At 47.4% G+C, this 19173-nt stretch carries 19 protein-coding genes and 1 riboswitch; of the genes, 3 read left to right on the top strand and 16 right to left on the bottom strand.

Annotated elements, in window-relative coordinates:
* Positions 1–2 precede the first annotated feature (2 nt).
* The 3 genes from ACZM6M_RS01455 to dapF all read right to left on the bottom strand — a co-directional run bounded on the left by ACZM6M_RS01455 (position 3) and on the right by dapF (position 2906).
* Positions 3–551, bottom strand: coding sequence for an ANTAR domain-containing response regulator (locus tag ACZM6M_RS01455; protein ID WP_418926487.1), 549 nt, complete (start codon positions 549–551; stop codon positions 3–5).
* Between the two features lie 30 nt (positions 552–581).
* A complete protein-coding gene (glnA, locus tag ACZM6M_RS01450) occupies positions 582–1913 on the bottom strand; it encodes a type I glutamate--ammonia ligase (RefSeq protein WP_489489423.1) in 1332 nt (443 codons plus the stop codon).
* A 129-nt stretch (positions 1914–2042) separates the two neighbouring features.
* On the bottom strand, positions 2043–2906 hold the full coding sequence (dapF, locus tag ACZM6M_RS01445; protein WP_066546372.1) for a diaminopimelate epimerase: 864 nt from the start codon (positions 2904–2906) through the stop codon (positions 2043–2045).
* A gap of 172 nt (positions 2907–3078) precedes the next feature.
* On the opposite strand from dapF, the gene ACZM6M_RS01440 reads away from it, so the two are divergent.
* Positions 3079–3942, top strand: a complete 864-nt coding sequence (locus ACZM6M_RS01440; RefSeq protein WP_337433699.1) for a helix-turn-helix domain-containing protein — start codon at positions 3079–3081, stop codon at positions 3940–3942.
* Positions 3943–4165: 223 nt separating this feature from the next.
* Here the strand turns inward: ACZM6M_RS01440 and ftsH are convergent, their stop codons facing one another.
* From ftsH to ACZM6M_RS01425, 3 genes are read right to left on the bottom strand one after another with little or no spacing between them, the layout of a single operon-like run.
* Positions 4166–6145 (bottom strand): ATP-dependent zinc metalloprotease FtsH, encoded by a 1980-nt coding sequence (gene ftsH, locus ACZM6M_RS01435; RefSeq protein ID WP_489489617.1) that lies wholly within the window; start codon positions 6143–6145, stop codon positions 4166–4168.
* Between the two features lie 49 nt (positions 6146–6194).
* The gene (locus ACZM6M_RS01430) at positions 6195–6338 is read right to left on the bottom strand and encodes a hypothetical protein (RefSeq protein ID WP_167544868.1); all 144 of its coding nucleotides are present in this window, start codon (positions 6336–6338) and stop codon (positions 6195–6197) included.
* 28 nt (positions 6339–6366) lie between these two features.
* Positions 6367–6714, bottom strand: a complete 348-nt coding sequence (locus ACZM6M_RS01425) for a DUF2500 domain-containing protein (protein ID WP_483201082.1) — start codon at positions 6712–6714, stop codon at positions 6367–6369.
* Between the two features lie 208 nt (positions 6715–6922).
* On the opposite strand from ACZM6M_RS01425, the gene ACZM6M_RS01420 reads away from it, so the two are divergent.
* Positions 6923–7108, top strand: coding sequence for a hypothetical protein (locus ACZM6M_RS01420; protein ID WP_337932144.1), 186 nt, complete (start codon positions 6923–6925; stop codon positions 7106–7108).
* A gap of 85 nt (positions 7109–7193) precedes the next feature.
* Here the strand turns inward: ACZM6M_RS01420 and ACZM6M_RS01415 are convergent, their stop codons facing one another.
* From ACZM6M_RS01415 to ACZM6M_RS01395, 5 genes are all read right to left on the bottom strand, one after another.
* Positions 7194–7946: an amino acid ABC transporter ATP-binding protein gene (locus ACZM6M_RS01415; protein ID WP_066546364.1), complete on the bottom strand. Its 753-nt coding sequence runs from the start codon at positions 7944–7946 to the stop codon at positions 7194–7196.
* On the bottom strand, positions 7946–8743 hold the full coding sequence (locus tag ACZM6M_RS01410; RefSeq protein WP_066546361.1) for an amino acid ABC transporter permease: 798 nt from the start codon (positions 8741–8743) through the stop codon (positions 7946–7948). Before ACZM6M_RS01410 ends, ACZM6M_RS01415 begins: the two co-directional genes overlap by 1 nt.
* A 48-nt stretch (positions 8744–8791) precedes the next feature.
* The gene (locus ACZM6M_RS01405; RefSeq protein WP_337932146.1) at positions 8792–9667 is read right to left on the bottom strand and encodes a transporter substrate-binding domain-containing protein; all 876 of its coding nucleotides are present in this window, start codon (positions 9665–9667) and stop codon (positions 8792–8794) included.
* 201 nt (positions 9668–9868) lie between these two features.
* Positions 9869–10753, bottom strand: a complete 885-nt coding sequence (gene srtB, locus ACZM6M_RS01400; RefSeq protein WP_489489419.1) for a class B sortase — start codon at positions 10751–10753, stop codon at positions 9869–9871.
* On the bottom strand, positions 10750–11610 hold the full coding sequence (locus ACZM6M_RS01395) for a hypothetical protein (RefSeq protein ID WP_489489417.1): 861 nt from the start codon (positions 11608–11610) through the stop codon (positions 10750–10752). The genes srtB and ACZM6M_RS01395 overlap by 4 nt, the downstream gene beginning before the upstream one ends.
* 171 nt (positions 11611–11781) lie before the next feature.
* Between ACZM6M_RS01395 and ACZM6M_RS01390 the strand changes: the two genes are divergently transcribed.
* Positions 11782–13005, top strand: coding sequence for an AfsR/SARP family transcriptional regulator (locus ACZM6M_RS01390; protein ID WP_489489416.1), 1224 nt, complete (start codon positions 11782–11784; stop codon positions 13003–13005).
* 65 nt (positions 13006–13070) lie between these two features.
* Here ACZM6M_RS01390 and ACZM6M_RS01385 read toward each other — a convergent pair whose 3' ends face one another.
* The 5 genes from ACZM6M_RS01385 to ACZM6M_RS01365 form a co-directional block, all read right to left on the bottom strand.
* Positions 13071–14492 carry a L,D-transpeptidase family protein gene (locus tag ACZM6M_RS01385; protein WP_489489414.1) on the bottom strand — a complete coding sequence of 474 codons (1422 nt, stop codon included), beginning with the start codon at positions 14490–14492 and terminating at the stop codon, positions 13071–13073.
* A gap of 138 nt (positions 14493–14630) precedes the next feature.
* Positions 14631–15374, bottom strand: a complete 744-nt coding sequence (locus tag ACZM6M_RS01380; RefSeq protein ID WP_489489413.1) for a peptidylprolyl isomerase — start codon at positions 15372–15374, stop codon at positions 14631–14633.
* Positions 15375–15520: 146 nt separating this feature from the next.
* Positions 15521–16312, bottom strand: a complete 792-nt coding sequence (gene thiD / locus ACZM6M_RS01375) for a bifunctional hydroxymethylpyrimidine kinase/phosphomethylpyrimidine kinase (RefSeq protein ID WP_066550623.1) — start codon at positions 16310–16312, stop codon at positions 15521–15523.
* Between the two features lie 148 nt (positions 16313–16460).
* A riboswitch (TPP riboswitch) is annotated at positions 16461–16571 on the bottom strand.
* Positions 16572–16769: 198 nt separating this feature from the next.
* Complete coding sequence (locus ACZM6M_RS01370; RefSeq protein WP_337433690.1) at positions 16770–18857, bottom strand: heavy metal translocating P-type ATPase; 2088 nt, start codon at positions 18855–18857, stop codon at positions 16770–16772.
* On the bottom strand, positions 18858–19154 hold the full coding sequence (locus ACZM6M_RS01365; protein ID WP_337932158.1) for a DUF6110 family protein: 297 nt from the start codon (positions 19152–19154) through the stop codon (positions 18858–18860).
* Between the last annotated feature and the right edge of the window lie 19 nt (positions 19155–19173).

Raw genomic sequence — 19173 nt, 5'->3', positions numbered from 1 at the left:
CCTCACATGTGTATTAAGCTGATGATCATCTGAGCAGTTTCGGTCAGGCTGGTGCCATTATCCATACTGCATTTTTGTATATATCGGTAGGCTTCCGGCTCTGTCATCGTATTTCGTTCCATCAGGAGAGCTTTTGCTTTTAAAATCAGTTCCTTTTCCTTGGCACTTCTCTTCTGAGGACGGGTCCTCTTTCTGCGTTTTCGCCGTTTTCTGGCCTCAAGCATCATTTCTATGGTGCTTAAAAGCTCATGTACCTTTAAGGGCATGGAAAGGCAGATCATTCCCTCCGTATCCCGTTTGCTCCATTTTGCCGGGGAAGCAATGAGAAGCATATCAAAGGAGGATGGGAGCAGGCGGCGCAGCTCCTCGCAGACCATATCTTCAAAGCGGAAGCCGCAGACTACGATCCCGCCGTTTAAACTCTCTACCGCTGCCAGAACCTGAGCCCCGGAGGTGCACGCAAAAACTGGTTCATAGCCATTCTTCCTGAGTATGGCCCGGATATTTCCGGCATCCTGTGGCTTTGAAAATGCCGCGATTATACTTGCCATCCTTCCCACCTCCTCCTGCCAGGCTGCACACTAATATTGATACAGATATTGGGCGATCTCCCAGTCCGTCACCTGAATGCCGAACTCTCCCCATTCCTTCTCTTTGGCCTCCAGATATTTAATATAAATCGGTTCTCCGAGAACATTTTTCACAAAAAGACTGCCTGCATATGCCTCAATGGCAGCTCCCAGAGTGTTTGGGATCCGGTCAATCCCGCAGTTATTAAGTTCCTCCTGATCAGCCAACGATATCGGTTCTTTTGCACAGAGAGGCAGCTCCAGCTCCTTTTCAATCCCCTCCAGTCCCGCCTGAAGGCAGGCTGCAAGTGCCAGGTATGGATTCATGGCCCCATCCGGACAGCGCAGTTCAATCCCCTCTCCTCCCGGAGACGGAATGCGGATCAGGAAGCTTTTGCTGTTTGAAGGCGACCAGGCAATATAAACCGGGGCATCATATCCAGGAACCAGCCGCTTATAGGAATTAACCGTCGGATTGGTAAGAAGCGTCATTTCTTTCATATGGTTTAAAATTCCTGCCATAAAATGCCGGGCCGTGAGACTTAGTCCCAAAGGATCTGCCGGGTCTGCAAACAGGTTCTTTCCCTTTGAGTCTTTCAGCGACAAAACAAGATGCATCCCTGAACCATTAACTCCCTCTTTTGGCTTTGGCATAAAGGTTGCGTGAAGCCCGTGGCTCTTTGCAATCGTTTTGGCTGTCATCTTGAAGGTGAGAAGCTGATCTGCAGCCCTCAAGGCATCCATGAACCCCAGATCGATCTCATGCTGCCCCGGAGCGATCTCATGATGACTGGACTCCACCTGAAAATCCATTTCCTCCAGATTTGTCACAATATCCCTGCATACATTCTCTCCCAGATCCATAGGGAACGTATCAAAATATCCTGCCCGCTCATGAGTCTGGATCGTGGGCCGTCCCTCCTCGTCTGAATGAAAAAGGAAAAACTCACACTCTGGCTTTACCTCCATCACATATCCCATATCTGCCGCCCGCTTAACGGCCTTTTTAAGCACAAAGCGCGGATCTCCCTGAAAGGGCGTTCCGTCGGGATGGCACACATCACAGATCAGCCTTGCTGCCCGCCCCTGTCTGGAACGCCAGGGAAATATCTCAAAGGTATCCGTATCCGGATAAAGATACATATCCGATTCCTGAAGCCTCACATAGCCCTGAGTAGCAGAACCGTCAAACATACATCGGTTGTCCAGGGCTTTTTCCACCTGTCCGGCTGTAATGGTCACAGACTTCATTATTCCAAACAGATCCGTAAACTGCAGGCAGATAAACTCCACATCCTCCTCCCGGACGATCCTGAGGATATCCTCTCTGCTGTATTTGTTCATGGTTTAACCACCCTCTCCCAGGGATGGCAAAAACCCTTTCCAATCCCTGTAAAATGTATCAGGGCGGGGATCTGATGCGATACCCCGCCCTTTTGCCTGTATCTGTAAAAAACTATAAACGCAGTTTTTTTATTTGTCAAGCGCCCGAAGCTGCTCTGTAAAATGATTTCCCAGCTTTATGCTTCCCACATATCCCACATCTCCGGTCATCAGCACATTTCCGTCCTCCCGGATTTCCAGCTCCAGAGTTCCTCCCGGCATCTGGACGATCATTTTCGGATCCGTAAGGCCCAAACGGTAGGCAGCCGCAGCAGCCGCACAGCAGCCGCTTCCCGAAGCCAGCGTATAGCCTGCGCCCCTCTCATACACCTCAGTCTGAATATGGGTTCGGTCTAATACCTTCATAATCTGTGTGTTGATCTTTTCCGGGAACTGTCTGGCATTCTCCGAATACTTTCCGATCCGGCACACCAGCTCCTTTGAAATCTCATCCATAAGGATTACCAGATGGGGATTTCCTACCGATAAGCAGGTAACAGGATAGGGAATCCGTCCAAAGACCATGGTCTCATTGATAATCTCCCTCCTTGGCCCTGTTACCGGAACCTCATCGCTCCAGAAAGACGCCTTTCCCATAGAGGCCTTTAACCTTGTTCCTTCTTCATTCAGATAGTGGATGTCGATTTCTCCGCCTTCTGAATGGATGGTAAAATCCTTTTTCTGCACATAGCCTGCATCCTTTAAATATTTTGCAAAAATACGCACGCCGTTTCCGCTGTTCTCCGTCCGGCTTCCATCCGAATTCCAGATCACCATGGAAATCCTGTCATTCTCCATCACAGGCCCCTCCAAAATGCCGTCCGCTCCCACGCCGAAATTTCGGTTACATAAAAGCTGAACCCGCGAAGGGGTCAGGGCCAGTTTATTTTTATTGGGATCATATACCAGATAGTCATTTCCAAGTCCGTGATATTTTTCAATGGTCAGTCTCATAGCTTGCTCTCTTTCCCCACAGATACTTTTCTGCGGTTTTGCCGTATTCATGTTATAATTCTATTTTATCAGGCATTATTTTATAATAATATTAATTTTATGCTGTTTTATATTGCAAATAATGCTATATTAAAAGAAAGAATTCCATCCGTCAAAAAGGAGGATACCAACCGTGACTTCTCAAACTCAGCCGTCATCCCAGACTTCCCGCCCCCAGGGATATTTAAAGGAAGAATTCCGCTTTTTCCACCTTAAGGATCTGGGAAAAGGACCTTATGAATACCACCACCACGATTTTCTGAAAATACTGATCCTGATAAACGGAAACGTTTCATACTCCATCGAGGGCCGCTCCTATCGCCTCATGCCCTGGGATATGGTGTTGGTGGACCGGGGCCAGATCCACCGTCCTGAACCGGATCCTTCCTGTCCCTATGAACGCCTGATCCTATATCTCTCACCTGCCTTTTTAGAAGCTCATAAACACGCAGACAGCGATCTGGCCCTATGCTTCAGCACAGCCAGCTACCGCCACTCTCAGGTTCTGCGGTTTGCAAAAGAAGAGCTCCGCCCTATGGCTGTCCTTTTAAAACAGCTTGAAAATGAAACAAACAGCCAAAAAGGAGACTTTGCATCCCCCCTTTTTTCCCGGCTTCTGTGCCTGGAATTTCTTATTTTACTCAACCGGTCCTGCCTCTCCTCCTCCGGCCCCTATGTCACCACCAGTTCTCTGGACTACCGGGTTTCCGGACTTATGGCCCATATTAACAATCATCTGGAAGAAGACCTCTCCATCCCTGCCCTGGCCTCTGTGTGCAGCTTAAGCCCCTACCACATGATGCGTGTTTTTAAGGAGGAAACCGGCTTTACGATTGGGAGCTATATCACAGAAAAGAGACTGGCCCGAGCAAGAGAACTTCTGGCTCTGGGCGTAAATGCCACCACCGCCTGCTATCAGTGCGGATTTCAAAATTATTCTACCTTTCTGCGGGCTTACAAGCGGCGGTATGGGCAGCTTCCGAAGGATTTTCGGTAGGATAACGATTGTTTTTTAATATGCAGCTATGGCTCGCAGCCGAAAGGGTAAATGATGGAGTTCCCCGGAATGGAGGATGAGCTGCTCAGTCCCATGATATTACTGGTCAAGGCGCTGAAAATTGAAAAGCTGCTCCAAAGCCATTCCCCTCATAAGGGGATTACGGCTTGAAAGCAGCTTTTTTCCTTTTGCACAGAATCTTCATCCTGTCACATATTATGTTTTATTCCTGAGATGGGGTATCCTCTGCCTGTTTTTCCTCTGCAGGCTCTGTAACATCCATTGCCTCTGATTCAGACGAATGTTCCGGTCTGGCTTCAGGCTCACTTTCCCTTACTGCCCCAGCCGCATCATCCTCAGCCTTCAGATGCTCCGTATCCGGCAGTCCATTCTCCTCCTCCGGCGTTTCCTCAGGCTCCGAGATTCCCTTTACCTTGCGGAATATCTTCATAAACTCTTTTCCGGTAATAGTTTCCTTTTCAATCAGGAAGTCTGCGATCTGATCCATGGCGTCACGGTTCTCATTGAGCAGGCTCTTTGCCGCTTCATAAGCGTCCTTTAAGACCTTCATCACTTCCTTGTCGATCTCAGCCGCTGTGGCGTCGCCGCAGTTTAATACGGCGCGGCCGGTCAGATACTGGTTCTCCTGGCTTTCTAAGGCCATGAGGCCGAATTTCTCAGACATACCATACTGGGTTACCATGGCTCTTGCCAGATTGGTGGCCTGCTGGATATCATTGGAAGCCCCGGTAGTAACAGTCTCAAATACAATCTCCTCTGCCGCGCGGCCGCCCATGAGCTCTACCAGACGGGCCTCCAGCTCCTTCTTGGTATTTAAGAACTTCTCTTCTTCCGGAACATTCATTACATATCCCAATGCACCCATGGTTCTTGGAACAATGGTGATCTTCTGTACAGGCTCCGAATGCTTCTGCAGGGCGCTTACCAGAGCGTGTCCTACCTCGTGATACGATACGATCCGCCGCTCCTCCTTGCTCATGATCCGGTCTTTCTTTTCCTTACCAACCAGAACCACTTCCACAGCCTCAAAGAGATCCTTCTGTGAAACAGCACTTCTGCCGTTTTTAACTGCATTGATAGCAGCTTCATTCATCATGTTTGCAAGATCAGCGCCCACAGCGCCAGAAGTGGCCAGAGCAATTTCCTTGAAATCAACGGTTTCATCCAAAAGCACTTCCTTGGAATGTACCTTTAAAATATTGATTCTTCCGTTCAGATCCGGCTTATCTACTACTACCCGGCGGTCAAAACGTCCGGGACGAAGGAGCGCGGGATCCAGGATCTCAGGCCGGTTGGTAGCTCCTAAAACAAGAAGTCCCTTTGTAGAATCAAAGCCATCCATCTCAGAAAGAAGCTGGTTTAAGGTCTGCTCCCTCTCATCATTTCCGCCCATGCGGCTGTCGCGGCTGCGGCCGATAGCGTCAATCTCGTCGATAAAGATGATACACGGCGCATTTTCTGTCGCATTTTTAAACAGGTCACGGACACGGGACGCACCCACGCCCACAAACATTTCCACAAAATCGGAACCGGACAGGGAGTAAAAGGGCACATGTGCTTCTCCTGCCACCGCCTTTGCCAGAAGGGTTTTACCCGTTCCTGGAGGCCCCACCAGCAGTGCTCCCTTTGGAAGCTTTGCACCGATCTTTGTGTACTTTCCGGGATTGTGAAGGAAATCTACAATTTCTGTCAGGGACTCCTTCGCCTCGTCCTCTCCGGCCACATCCTTAAAGGTAATGCCGGTTTCCTTCTGGACATACATCTTGGCATTGCTCTTTCCAACGCCCATAATGCCGCCTCCGCCCATGCGCTTCATGGTGAAGTTCATAAGGAACAAAAGGATCAGGAACGGTACTGCATAGTTAAGCAGAGCGATAAGAAGTGCGTTGGTACTGCCATTTTCCCGATTGGTTATAACATTGTTCTCCAGCACACGATTTAAAAACTGGTAATCCCCTTCTATACGGACTACATAGTATTTCATCTGCTGGGAATATTCCGTTGCCTCTGCCTTTGGCATTACTTCAATAACAGCATCCTTTACCCGGATGGATTCCACTTTGCCGTCTTCCACCATCTGTACAAATTCATTGTATGACAGTTCCTTGCGCTGTCTGGATTCCACTGCGGAATTCATCCAGCTCACGATCATGATCGTCAGCAGAGCAGCCACCACCAGCATGGCAATAGTCTGCCAGTTACTGTTCATATTCTGGTTTTGCTTCTTGTTATTATCCATACTGTGCTATTTCTCCCTCTGAACAGGCTGCCTTCACACGCATAAAACGTGCCAAAACCCATTCTTTTCTATTATAGTGGCAGTCCATCCATAAATCAAGGAGCAGAAGTATAAAATTTCCCTTAAGATGGGTCATTTTCCTCATCCATATCCATTTCCCCGCTCTACCAGCTCCGGTCAAACCCCAGATATCTCGTTCCCTGAAAATGAAGCTTTCCCTTATCTCCCTCTGCCAAAAGCCCATACTCTCTTCCGCCCAGCCTGAGTTCCATCCGGTCTCCGCTTTCCACCTGAAAGGTAACATAGTAGCTGGAAGAGCTTGTATGGTTTTGATTTCTCATGGTATGTGTACGTTTGGAAACAACCGTTGCAGATACGTCCAGCCTGGGAGACCGGTTATTCTTCCCCCACTCTCCGATTCCACGCACGATCATCACAAGGATCATCCCGAAAATAAGCACAAATACCATCAAAAACATGATCTCAAATCCGCCCATAAAAAAATATTCCATCATATGCCGTACCTCCCCATGTATTCCTACTCTTACTATATCATAAAATCCCCCTGTCTTTTTTACATTTTGCTTACGCTTCCATAAACATTTTTCCCCGTTTCTTCCCCATTTTTCCACCTTATCTTTCTGCCTTTCCGCATAAAAACCGCTCTTAAATCCACACTATCAAAAGAACATGGTGATGCGTGTCAGGAGGTGACAAGAAATGGAGCAAACAAGACATCCAGCCGGCAGACATTCAGAAACTCAGGTCCATAAAAACAATTATGACATTGATATTCAGGCCTGTTCTTCCATGGACTGTACGGGTCTGATCCCGGCTCTTCCTGAGGATGAGGCCCAGAGAGAGGCTTATGAAGAGATTTATCCCTACATCACAAAGGCCAGGTAATTTCCATAGGGATGACAGCCAAAAAGCCCGGACGAACAGACAGCCTAAGGCTGCCCTTCATCCGGGCTTTCTCTTTACTATTCAGTTATAAAGCGGCTCTCTCATGCATAAACCGCCCCAGAAACTCTTTCGTCTGATGCTCCTTCGGAGCTCCGAAAATCTGTGCCGGTTCGCCTTCCTCCACGATCACGCCTCCCGCCATAAATACGACCTGGCTGGAAACATCTCTTGCAAAGGCCATCTCATGGGTCACGATGATCATAGTCAGTCCCTCAGAGGCCAGCTTTCTCATAACCTCCAAAACCTCTCCTACCATCTGCGGATCCAGAGCTGAGGTGGGCTCATCAAACAGCAGAAGTTCCGGCTCCATAGCCAGCGCTCTGGCAATGGCGACTCTCTGCTTCTGTCCGCCGGACAGCTGCTTTGGCTTTGCATTGATATAGGGAGCCATTCCAACCTTTTCCAGATAGGAAAGAGCATTCTTTCTGGCGGTTTCCTTATCCTTTTTCAGTACCTTTACCTGTCCTACCACGCAGTTTTCCAAAACTGTCATGTTGTTAAACAGGTTAAAGCTCTGAAATACCATTCCCACTCTTGATCTGTATTTGGCTGCATTTACCTTTGGGTCTGCAATGTTATTTCCATGGTACAGAATCTCTCCCGTGGTTGGCGTTTCAAGAAGGTTCAGACACCGCAAGAGGGTGGATTTTCCGGAACCGGAGGCTCCGATAATACAGGTTACATCGCCTTTATTGACGGTAAAATCAATATCCTTTAAGACCAGATTCGTGCCGAAGGTCTTGCTTAAATGGCGGATTTCAAGTATCTTCTCGCTCATTATACCCCCTCCTTTTTATCTCTGTCGTCGGGATAACGGTACATACCGCTGGTATATGCCAGCGTATCCGTTGTTGCCAGATCAAAGTTGTCCGCGCCGTCCATCTTCTTTTCCCACAGGCGCAGCAGACGGGAGCATGCAAAGGTCATGATAAAGTACATAACCATGGTAATGGTGTACGTTTCAAAGTTCATATACAGCGCGCCTGCTGCGGCCTTTGTCTTATAAAGCAGCTCTGCTACACCGATCACGGAAAGAACGCAGCTGTCCTTGATATTGATGATCAGGTTATTTCCAATCTGGGGCATCAGGTTTCTCAGCGCCTGAGGCAGGATCACATACAGCATAGTCTGCACATGGGTCATTCCGATGGACATGGCTCCCTCGGTCTGTCCCTTATCAATCGAAAGGATACCTCCGCGGACAGTCTCCGCCATATATGCTCCGGTGTTAATGGAAAGGATAAAATAAGCGGCATTTAAAATAGAGCTGTTGATATTTAACAGCGGCATCAGTCCATAGTAAATAAACATGGCCTGAGCCATCATGGGAGTACCTCTGAAAAACTCCACATATATATTTAAAATAAGCTTCACTATCCACAGGATTCCCCGTTTGATCGGATTATCTCCCTTTTCTGAGGGTATGGTCTGGACAATGCCCACTGCAAAGCCAATGACACAGCCTGCAATGGTTCCCACCAGGGCAATCTGTAAGCTGACGCCTGCGCCCTGAAGCATGGATACGCCGTAACGGCTGAACACAGCCATCACACGGCCAAAAAAATCGGTTGGCATAATATTCTCCTTATTTGTAAAGCTGCCGGGATCTGCCGGCAGAGATCATCAGTTTACAAGAGGCTGTACGGAAATGGCCTCATCCATCATTTTGGAGAAATCCTCTTTTGTCATCTTTGAAAGCACGCTGTCAATGGCTTCCTTCAGTTCAGTATTTCCCTTCTTTAGAGAAATTCCGATGTTGATATCCTCATCTGTTACCTGGAAATCATTCTCTCCACCGCCAAACTCTATGAGCTTGAAGTCAGGGTATGCGATCAGAGCGCCCTTGCCGGTAGGCTGATCCGTCACTACCAGATCGCACTTGTCCGCGTTAAGAGACATCAGCATATCAGGAGCATTGGCAGTGGCTGCCAGAATATTGGCATCCTGGATCTGGGGCAGGCAGGTGTTGTACCAGATGGTGCTCTGCTGGGAGGTACAGGTAGCGCCTGCCAGATCGGCTACGCTCTTGGCATTTTCATATTTGCTTCCTTTTTTTACCAGGGTAACAATACTTGCATAATAATAGGGAACGGTAAAATCAACGGCCTGAAGACGCTCGGAAGTAATGGACTGTCCTGCGATCACACAGTCTGCCTGTCCGGTCGTAACGGCTGGAATCAGAGAATCCCAATCCAGACGCACAATCTCAAGGTCATATCCCAGCTCCTCACAGATTTTCTTTGCCATCATAACATCGTAACCGTAAGCATACTCATTGCTTCCGGAAATCGGAACTGCGCCGTTGGAATCATCGGGCTGTGTCCAGTTGTAAGGAGCATAGGCACACTCCATAGCCACTTTAAGGATTTTCTTTTCACCAGAAGCTGCTGCTCCTTCTGCCTTTGCCGTATCTGCTCCGCCGCCGCAGCCGGTCAGCGCCCCTGCTGCAAGAATGCCTGCTGCTGCAAGTGCCATCATTCTCTTTACATTCTTCTTCATATTTTCTCTCCTCATTGTTTTCTTTCTTCTAAAGCATGATCAAATCTGATGCATATACCAAAAAATGGAAAACAGACAAAAAAGTCACACCCATCCCTTCAGGTATGACTTCTTTGTCACGAACCATTTTTAATACTGCACACATACTTCTGCATGTTTCTGATGCGTAGTATATCATAACATTTCCGGTTTTCCAATACCTTATTTTCCATTTTCATCGGAAATATTTTCCGATGTCTTAAGCTTTTTTTCCAGAACAGTCTCCATCTTTTCTTTATATTCCTCATCCATGGGGATCTGATTGCCCTCCTCATCCACCTCTACGGCAAAAAGAAAGGTTCTGGCATCATTGATCTCATAGCTGCAGGTTACCAGAGTGAAAATACTTCTGGCCGGATATTCCACCTCTTCCTTATAGGAACAGGGTTCCACCATTGTCCTTACAAATTCATCAAATGTCTCCTGGGTTTTAAAGCCCGTCATGCGTACAATGGGCTTGGCTTCTCCATAGTAGCAGGACACAGCTTTTAAGCGGATCTCACGCTCCGGCGTGTAGATGCTGAAATACTGATGCTCCTTAAAATACTCCGGATCCTTGTAGCGGTTGATATCCTTAAACATGCTTCCATTCTTCATATTGTGGCCGTAGAGGATCTGATTGCGTCCCTGCAGATCCGCTTCGCTTTCAAAATCCAGATAAATGGAGCCTGCCGCACTTTCCTTCCCATAAAAATCGTGATCCAGATAAAAATCATTATCCGTTCCCTGCACGATGGGATAATCCACATTTGTATCAGGGATCCTGATCCATCCTATGGTGTCCGGATTTTCCGCAGTCAGCGCCTCAAAATCAATAGGAGAGACATACGCTTCCTCTAACGGCTCTGTTTCCTCCGTTTCAGGCTCTGTAGGAGCTTCTGTTGTCTGTCTGGCCGCTTCCTCTGCCAGTCGTTCATATTCTTCCTGGATCCGCTTATCCTCTAAATACTGATGTACGGTCAAAGCGCCGCTTATAAGAAATACAGCCAGCAGAATAAACATCAGCACCCGCCGCTTTCCGCCGCTTTTCCTTTCATTCTCGTTCATACTGAAATGTTCCTTTCCTGCTGTTTCCATTCACCAGTACGCCCCACGGCCTCCTGCATCAGCAAAAGAAGCTCCATAAAGCTTCTGAAATTTACCTGTGAACGCTTTTCCCTCCAGCTGACAGTTCCCTGCCAGGTAGCATTGCGCCGGAACAGAATACGAACCACAAATGTTGCAGGGCCGTAATTTCCAACTGCCACATGAAAGCTTCGGGGGATAATGATGCCATCCGGCCGGCTTCCCTCCGGAAGCGGATCCAGCATGGCCGCGATCTCCTCCTTCAGATCAAATTCGTTGATAAAGGTTCTGCGGTCTGCTACTGCCGGGTGTGATACATCGCCTCCCATCTGACAGCCCTCATAATTTCGTACCGTTACCTCACACATCCGCTTTCCAAGACCGGTTCCTCCGGGACGGATCTGGCAGCCTAAGGAAACTGCCAGAATATCCATAAGCTCCATCAGGCTTAAAAACGACTTCCGTTCCCCTGTTCCCAGATTGGTAATGCTCCCCTGCCAGGTAGCATTGTATCTGTATTTTACATGCAGCGTAAAATCAGCTTTTTTTCCCTTTCGCTCCGGCAAAAGCTGTGAAGCCTCCATTTCTCCGGTCTCGGCCTTCAGCTCCCGGCTTTTTCCTGAAAAATTTCTATAGTCAACGCTCTTTATTGGATAGTGGATCTCATCGAATAATTCCTCCAGGATCAGTATCATCTCCGAAAGGCCGATGAAAGGCATACCGCCTTCCCGGCTGTCATGATAGAGTCTCCCCTTCAGTATACGGTCTTCAAATCCGTCTGCTGCAATATGGATAAACCGGTATGCATTCGGCAATAAACCTTTTTTGGTCATTGGCATTTTTCATCCCCTTTTTCTGTCACTTTTTTCTAGTATATCAGTTTCCGGTTACAATCCGGTTACAAATCGGGCTATTTTCTCATTTTTCTTTTTCTTTCCGGCAGAAGATGTAGACATTTTCCCCTTATATGGTTATACTTAACATATATTAGTATGAAGGAGTTACAAAAGATGCCATCAGCATTTGACTTAAATCCTACAATTTATATACATACCTTGGGAGGCTTTTCAATCGAAGCCGGGGGGAAGGTAATCAACGACAGCAGCAATCAGTCAAAAAAGCCATGGGTTCTTTTAGAATATCTGGCAATCTTCCAGAAAAAGGATATCAGTCCGGCAGAACTGATCCAGGTAATATGGCCGGATGATCCGGGTGTTAATCCTGCAGGAGCGCTTAAAACCCTGATGTTCCGCTCAAGAAAGCTTTTAGAGCCTCTGGATATTCCGCCTCAGAAGCTTTTAGTCCAACAGCGCGGAACCTATGCCTGGACCAAAGAATATACTACTGTTTTAGATATTGATGAATTTGAAACGATCTGTACCTGTGTGTTAAATGAATCTCTCCCGGAGGAGGAAGCCCTTTCCCTCTGTTTTGCCGGCGTTGAACTTTACAGGGGAGATTTTCTTCCAAGAGCGGAGTACGAATCCTGGGTCATCCCGATCAGCACCTATTACCATACGCTGTATCAAAAGCTGATCCACTATACCATTCATCTTCTGACTGCAAAGAAAGCCTTTTCCCAGATCACCGCCCTGTGTCAGACCGCTATTGCCATTGAACCCTTTGACGAAGAATTCCGCTATCAGCTGGTTTATTCTCTGTATCGGGACGGCCACACCCATCAGGCGCTGGAAGAATACAACAACACTCTGGATCTCTTTTACAGTGAGTTTTCCATCTCCCCCTCTGATCATTTTAAGGATCTGTATAAGATCATCCGTGATGACGAACAGGGTGTCAACCTGAATCTGGATCATATCCAGCACGCTCTCAGCGAAGAAAGCTCCGGCGGCGCCTTTTACTGCGAATACCCTGTCTTCCGTGATCTGTTTCAGCTGGAGCGGCGGGCCATTGACCGCACCGGCGATTCCATCTATCTGTGTATGCTTACCGTAACCGGTCTGAATGGAAAATCACTTAAAACCCTGATCTTAAACAAAGCAATGGAGCATCTGGAAGCATCCATCCGAGGTTCCCTAAGATGCAGTGATGTATTTACCCGTTACAGCATCAGCCAATATCTGATCCTTCTTCCTACGATTACTTCAGAAATGGCTGAGATGGTGCTGAAACGGATCATCACCAATTTCCGGAAAGTTTACAACCGAAAGGACATGACTGTTGAATTCCGTTTACAGCCCTTAAAGCCCTTGAATCGGGATGAAGGGTTCTGATCCTGCCTTCCATACAATTTTTATCACCCGCCCGGAGAATGCTTCTGATCTCCGGGCGGGTCATTTTATGGAGTACAGAGTACCGGGATCCCCTTATACACCAGATCATACAGCGCCGGAGCCTTTTGGGTAGGAAGATTGATGCAGCCGTGGCTGCCTCCGGTCTGATAAAGCGTTCCGCCAAACTTGCTTCTCCAAGATGCGTCATGAAGGCCGATCCCGCCGTTAAAAGGCATCCAGTAATCTACATGGCTCTCATACTCATAGGTTCCGTCAGGCTTTTTCTTTCCTCTGAGTATCCGATCCTTTTCCTTATAGGTCAGGCTGTAGATTCCTGAAGGAGTGGTATAATCCTTTGACACATTTCCTGTGACACAGGGAGCATCCCATACGATCTGGCCCTCTTTGAACATATAAACGTGCTGGCCTCCCAGATCGACCTCAACATAGGTAGTTCCCCAATCCATTCCCTCTCTGGACGCAGCCTTCTGGCTGTAAACAGGCTCTCTGTCGGCCTGAGCCTGTCCTTCGCTCCAGCAGCTTCCCGAAGAAACCAGCTCCATAAGGGCTGCCGTCTCTGCTGCCTGATTGATCTTCCAGCCATAGGGGCCTGTGATCTCTGTCTGACCTCCTGCTGCCTTTGTTACGGTTCTGGCTGTTCCAGCTGTGTCATATCGGGAAGCCAGATCCTTTACGAAAGCTGCTACCTTTTCCTGATCAACCGTAATCTTTCCCTCTGATACCCCCGTGATCCAGCTGGCCATGGTTTCTCCTGTCAAAAACTCCTCTGCCTCTCCGAATACATAACGGAGCTTTTTTTCTCTCCGGCTGTTCATGGCATCACAGAGATTCTTCAAATGTTCATCACTTTCCCACAGGCTGACGGTTCGGTAGCAGCCTTCTGCCTCCAGATCCAATTCATTTCTTCCTGCCTTTACAGCCTCATTTACTGCCAAAATCGTTTTTTCCCGATCCACATCATTTCCCTGTACTGCGGGAACAATGGAAAATGGCTTTCCTTCCTCATAGGGTGAAATCGAAGCGTCCTTTGTAACTGTAACAGCGCTGCTGTTTAATACGGAAAGTGCTTCAATGGCCTGATCCAGCTTTTCCTGGCTGTAGGAGGGAGCAAGCGCTGCCTGATGTGAATTGTCTACCGAGGGGCCGGATTGCCTCCCCCCTTCGTTCTGAGCCTTCAGGATAGCATCCAGATCATCTGTCAACGCAACCTGATAATCAATTGCTTCTCCCCGGATCACCTCCCTGCTCCCGTCCTTTTTTATGACAGAAAGCTCGTATTCGCCGGCATAAAATCCCTGGATCCGTTCTCTGGCCTCCTCCGGTGTGAGTCCTCCCACACCTACGCTGTTGATCCTGGTACCGTCCACAAACCGCGAAGCGTCTTCCTGAGCTCCCGGGGAAGAAACGGCAAAAAAAGCAGACAAAGAAACGGCTGCCAGAAAAAGAGCAGTTTTATTTTTACGCATAAAAACATCCTTTCTGATATAAAATCTCATATTTTATTCTAGCATACTTTTCCTTCTGTGCATCTTACAATTGCCTACAATTTTTATTAAAAAATGTAAAAGAGACCCCCCTTCCCGAAAGATCTCCTTTGAAATTGATCAGTCAATGACCTTAATGCTGTCGATCACCGGCTGATTATCCTTTGCAACTGTACCATTATTATCCTCTACCTGAGTATCCTTACAGATTGCGTCCACAACCTCCATACCATCGGTTACATAGCCAAAGCAGGCGTATTCACCGTCCAGGAACGTACTGTCCTCATGTACAATAAAAAACTGGGAGCTTGCACTGTCCTTCATCTGGGAACGTGCCATGGAAATGGCGCCTCTTGTGTGAGATAAGTCATTCTCTACACCATTGGAGGAAAATTCTCCTTTGATTTCCCGTTCTGAGCCTCCCATACCATTTCCCATGGGATCTCCTCCCTGAATCATAAATCCGCTGATGATCCGATGGAAGGTAAGTCCGTCATAAAATCCCTGTTCTGCCAGATCCATGAAATTTGCCACTGTGATCGGGGCGCTATCTCCGTTCAGCTCTACGAAAATGGTGCCGTAATCCTTTACATTGATCTCTATATGGTGCTTTCCGGCTGCAGCCTGCAGATCCAGACTCTCCTTATGACCTGCTGTACTCTTTTCATCTGCCTGGGCTGTTCCGTCTTCCGCTGCTGTCTCTTTCTCAGACTCTGCTGCTGTTTCTGCCTTTGTGGTTTCTGCCTCTGAAGAAGCCGCTGCTGTCTCCTTTGCTGTTTCCTTTGCATCTGGTGTACTGCCGCATCCGGCCATAAATACTGCTGCTGTCACTGCGGCCAGGCAGACTGTCATCCATTTTTTCATCCTGTATTCCTTCCTTTCCCGTCCGTTCATCTGCCCCTTTTTTCTGATAAGAGGCAGCCAGATCATTGTACCATTCCGGATATCCACAAGTAAAGGACTTTATAAAAATATCACAGTTTAGTCACAATTTGCCTAAAGCACTGTGCTTAATATTCTCCCCTGACAGCAAAGCCGTGATCCATGGGGCCGCTTCCCCTTCCCAGATCAAGCTGTGCTTCCAGGGCAGCAGAAAGATACCGCTTCGCCTGAGCGACTGCAGCCTCCAGTTCCATTCCCTTTGCCAGGTTGGAAGCAATGGCGCTGGACAGGGTACAGCCGGTACCATGGGTATTGGGATTGTTGATCCTTTTTCCGTAAAGCCAGATTCCATGGCCCATTCTGTATAAATAATCATTAGCATCATTGATCCGGTGCCCTCCCTTTAAGAGCACACTGCAGCCATATGTCTGTGAAATGATCCTGGCCGCTGTTTCCATGTCCTCTTCAGACCGGATTTCACAGCCGGAAAGCACCTCTGCCTCCGGTATATTGGGCGTCGCCAAAGCTGCCAGAGGCAGCAGCCGCTCTTTCAGCATCTCCACCGCATCTTCTCCTATGAGTCTAGCTCCGCTGGTGGCTACCATCACCGGATCTGCTACAATATGTTCCGCCTGATAAAAGCTCAGGCGCTCTGCGATCACCTTGATCAGCTGTGCAGAAGATACCATGCCGATTTTTACCGCATCCGGCCGTATATCCGTAAATACTGCATCCAGCTGCTTCTCCAGAAATTCCGGCGCCACCTCCATGATAGCGCTTACACCGGTTGTATTCTGTGCTGTGAGAGCCGTGATGGCGCTCATTCCATATACTCCATTTGCCAGCATAGTCTTTAAATCCGCCTGGATTCCTGCTCCTCCGCTGCTGTCGCTGCCTGCTATCGTCAATACCGTTTTCATTTGAATCTCCTTTCTGTTTACAAAAAGGGAACGATCAAGACTCACAGCGATAAAACATACTTCGGCTGCCATAAAAACGAATCTCGCAAGCAGGATTCTCCGCCTGCGGCGGGTCGCATCAGCGACATAATCCCACCCCGGCAGGTGCACTCTCTCTTTAAAAGCTTCCCTACGTTGGCATTATCCAAATCAGGTTCACGGGTCTAAGCGCTGTCAGCTTACTCTCAGCCCGCTTGCGCGAGCTCCCCTTTTTATATTACTTTTTATTATAATCCTTCTGTCCTAAAAAGCAAGAGGGATAACCGGCCTTAAACCAGTTATCCCTCTCTCATATCACATCATTTCAGCAGTCAGCGGAGAGTTTTCCAAATCCTCCTAAACTATTTTATCCGCAACAGCTTCCCAGAATCTCTGTTAAACCATTTTTACTGCCGGTATGACAGCGGATCACATTTGTTTAAACTTCTTCTATTTCCGAAAGATTTTGCATACTTTGCAAACTGATTGCTATCGTAGACATATTATGGAACATTGCAGTAGTCGTAGGCTGTATCATTCCTCCCACTCCTAAAAGAATGAGTAATGTGTTAATACCCACTATTTCTTTATAGTTCCTGTTTATTCTTCTCATCAATGCCTGACTGAGATACTTCAATCGCACAATCTGATATAAATTATCAGCCGGAATCGTAATGTCTGCAATTTCTCTGGCAAGTTCTGACCCATCGCTGACTGCAATCCCTGCGTCCGCCGCTGAAAGTGCCGGAGAATCGTTGATCCCGTCGCCTACCATGAGTACCTTCTTTCCTTTGGCTTTTTCCTTCTCAATAAACATGGCTTTGTCTTCCGGCAATACCTCTGAGTAGTACTCATCAACACCTGCCTTTCGGGCAATGAACGCTGCTGTACGCTCATTGTCTCCCGTCATCATAACAACCTTCTGAAATCCTGCCCCTTTCAATGCTCTCACTACGCTCGCGCTTTCCTCCCGCAACGGATCTTCAATACAGATCACTGCTGCAAGAACTCCGTCTATCGCCAGATATAAATGAGAGTATTCTTCCGGGAGGCTTTCAAACTGTTTCTGATATTCCTTCGGAACAGTACATTTTTCATCATCGAAAATAAAATGTGCACTGCCTATAAAGACACGTTTTCCCTCTATACTGGAAGAAATACCATGAGCTACAATATACTCCACTTTCGAGTGCATTTCCTCATGTTCAAGTCCTGCTTTTTTTGCCGCAGATACTACTGCCTTCGCCATAGAGTGCGGAAAATGCTCTTCCAGACAGGCCGCTATACGAAGCAGTTCATTTTCACCTGCTTCACAAAATGGAACGATCATTTTCACGGTAGGCATAGCTTTTGTAAGCGTGCCTGTTTTGTCCAGTACGATCGTTTCCGCTTCTGCAACCGCTTCTAAAAATTTTCCGCCCTTTACCGTAATATCATAAGAGCCTGCCTGACGAATTGCAGACAATACCGCAATCGGCATTGTGAGTTTTAACGCACAGGAAAAATCTACCATAAGCACAGCTAAAGCCTTCGTGATATTTCGCGTAAAGAGCCATGTAAGAGCTGTTCCTGCGAAGGTCACCGGAACTAATCGATCTGCAAGTCGTTCTGCTTTTCCTTCCAACGAAGATTTCAGCTTTTCAGACTCCTCGATCATCTCAACAATCTTCTCATACCGAGAAGAACCCCCGGCTTTTTTTACAGTAAAAGTAAGTTCCCCTTCTTCCAGAACGCTTCCGGCATATACATATCCTCCTGCCTTTTTCAAAACCGGGAGCGGTTCACCGGTCAGAGAAGACTGATTTACCATTCCTTCGCCTTCGCATACCACCCCGTCAAAAGGAATAACATTCCCCATGTGAACTACGATATTATCCCCTTCTTTGATTTTTCTGGAATCAACAAGTACTTCCTGTTCTTCACTTTTCAGCCAAACCTTCGACACATTCAAAGACATACTGCGTGCCAGATCTCCTACCGATTTCTTATGTGTCCACTCCTCCAAGGTCTCTCCAACTCCCAACAGGAACATAACGGAAGCAGCCGTATTAAAATCACCTCGCAAAACAGAAATGCCAATAGCTGATGCATCCAACACTGCGACTTCCAGCTTCCGCCTTGCAAGACTCTTCCAGCCTTCTTTTAAATAATGTACAGCCTTCCATAAAACCACTGCTTTTCTGACCGGATATGGCAGAAAGATTTTACCGGCATAATGAAAAAGAACTTTACCAATCAGTTTCTCCTGATAAATATCATTCAACTGTCTTCCAGAATTTGTTAACACTTCATCCGGAACTTTTACAGACGTATATCGGAATTTTCTTAAAGCCTGAATCAACAGCTCTCGTTTTCCTGAAAAGCAAACGCAGGCATCGGCCGTCCTTCTATAAACCTTTGCCTGCGTGACATATTCCAGCGTATCCAAATAATACAGTAATGTATCGGCCTCTTTATAAGACATTTGTTTCTGTTCCATATGAATACGGATTCTTCCCGGAATCTCATGCTTTATAGTGAATTTCAATTACGCTTCCTCTATTTCAGGATCAGCATGATCCTCTACTGTATCTTCCTGTACAGAGGCAGCTTCTTCCGCGGCGCGCCTCTCATTGATCTGCTTTGCTTCTGCCAGGATATCTTCTGCATTTTCCTGAACGGTCTCAGCGGTCTTCATCACACAATCTCTTGCTCGAAGAACTGCTGCTGTTCCTTCCACATATACTTTTTTCACATCCTTACTGGAAAGGATTTTCACACCTGCCGTTCCAAATAATACTCCGCCTGCAAACAATGCAAGGTTCTTTAATTTTAAACTATCCATAAATATCCTCCATTTCTGT

It is taken from the genome of Enterocloster sp., assembly GCF_057861365.1.
This window is presented reverse-complemented; position numbering and strand designations above follow the sequence as displayed.